Consider the following 2355-nt stretch of genomic DNA (forward strand, 5'->3'; position numbering starts at 1 on the left):
AAATTATCCCCCTTGTATAAAGTAATTACTAAATACTATATTAATTTTCTTTTATTTACATATCATTCCAAATTATATCACGCATTATTCCATATTTCAACAAAATATACTAATTTAATTTAATTAGTAACTTTTAATATTTTTTATATAGTTATCTTTATTTATATATAAGTAAAATCGTTTCTTAATTCAAACTCATATAATAATTAAAAAATTATAAAAAACTACCTACTAGTAAAGTTCTCTTCTACTAGCAGGTAGTTACTTTAATTATTATGCTGATTTTTTCTTTTTACTTATATATATGCCTAATGCAATTGCCATAATTCCCATAGTTCCAAATGCATCTGGAGTTAATGGAGCACCGGTTTGAGGTAATTTGCTTTGATTACTTGAATTGCTTGGTTTACTTGGATTATTAGTATTTGGAGTTGATGGCTTATTTTCTTCTGGAACATTAGGTTCTATTGGTTTTTCTTCTTCTGTAGGCTTATCTACAGTTGTATCTTCTCCTTCTACTAATACATTAAAGTCTACTTTAGGGACACTATTTTTGTTCCAGTCTTTAGCCATTGCATCTCTCATAACTATATTTGTGTTGACTGCATTTATAGCATTAGAGAAGTCATATTTATCTCCACCTGTTAACATAAAGTCATTTATTGCTATCGAATAGTATTTATCCATATCAATTTTGGTTCCATCATTTAATCTTATAGATGAAACTTTGCCATCTTCTGGATTATACCAAACTTTTATACCTGCATATTGACCCCATGCAAATCCCTCTGTATTAATTCCATGTTCTATAATACCATATAGGTCTGAACCCTTAACATCAAGAGTTACTATAGTATTATCAAAAGGAAGAATTTCGTACATATCACCAATAGTGACATCTCCTTGTTCTAGACTTCTTCTAATTCCACCACCATTAGTTACAGCTATCTCAGTTCCTACTATTTTTCTCATAGTTTCTGCTACAGTTACGCCAAGTGGAGTTACTGTAGTGTTTTTATCATCATGACTTAAACGCTCTTTAAGTGAAGTTACCTTCTGTCCTAATATTTCACTTAAACCTGAATTCATATCATTTACTTCCTTTAATACATTTTCATCTACTGGAAGGGTAGCCTCTTTACCTAAAAACACATCAACACTAGGCTCTACATCTATAAGTTTGTTACTATCATCAAAAGTAAATGTAAGCTTAGCTAAGGCTCTACCATTATATCCACCTTCTACTACTGGTACTCCATTTACCTCTCCTGAAACTACAGCATGGTTATGACCTGCAATTACAGCATCTACACCTTCAACTTTTGCTATATCAGCAGCTTCCCCAGTTATTTCTTTTGTATTACTATCTTGATACGCTCCGGCATGTGCTATAACTACTACAGCATCAACATTTTCTGTTTCCCTAAGTACTTTGTTCCACTTAGCAACAGTATCTACTGGATCTAAAAATTCTACATCTTTTACATTTTCAGCTAAAGTAGAAGTTGCTGTTTCTGGAGTAGAAATTCCTATTAACCCTATTCTTACTCCATTTCTCTCAACTACTTTATATGGCTGTGCATAGCTTACTTTTTCTTCAGTACCTTTTTTAACTATATTTGCAGCTAAAAATGTGAATCCACCTTCCTTTGACCAAGCATTAATATTATCAACACCCCAGTCAAATTCATGATTACCTATAGCAGATGCTTCAAGTCCCATAGCTTTTAGCATAGCTGTTACTGGTTTACCAGTGGTAAGATTAGAAATTGCAGTCCCTTGATATAAATCTCCTGATGATACTGGTATAACACCATATTCAGTATTAGCTTTAGCCTTATATTCATTTACAACTCCTACTAATTTTGCAGCCCCAATATTTTTACCAGACTCTAATACATTGCCATGGAAATCATTAAAGCTTATAATGTCAACTACCTTGTTAACCTTACTTAAATTAGTATCCTCTAGTAATTGTGTCTCTATACTGTTTTCGTCACTATCTACAGCTTGGCTATTATTTGTTTTATCATTATCTTCTGCATATACCTCAGTAATATTTATTGGCATTACTAAGGTTGCAAATAAAAATAATGACATTACAAACGCCGTAAGTCTCTTTTTCTCTTTCATACCCTCTCCCCCTAAATATAATTTAATAGGAATATAGTTAACTATATTCCTTATACCTTATATTTTATTACCCATTTTTTTACTTTTAAATAATTTTATTAATTAATTGTAATTTATTTCATAGGAAAATAATTTAATTACAAATTTAAAATAAAATTTAATAGGATTTTAACCATAAACTATTTAAATATGAAGCTATAAAACTATGTTCCTATTTAAATA

At 30.4% G+C, this 2355-nt stretch carries 1 protein-coding gene; it reads right to left on the bottom strand.

Translation table 11 applies throughout. The features are described 5' to 3' along the window. Window positions 1-273: 273 nt before the first annotated feature. Window positions 274-2133, bottom strand: coding sequence for a 5'-nucleotidase C-terminal domain-containing protein (locus tag B2671_RS16515; RefSeq protein ID WP_346871386.1), 1860 nt, complete (start codon window positions 2131-2133; stop codon window positions 274-276). Between the last annotated feature and the right edge of the window lie 222 nt (window positions 2134-2355).

Origin of the sequence: Clostridium sp. UBA5119 (assembly GCF_002414285.1) — a bacterium.
Taxonomy (GTDB): Bacteria; Bacillota; Clostridia; order Clostridiales; family Clostridiaceae; genus Clostridium_J; species Clostridium_J sulfidigenes.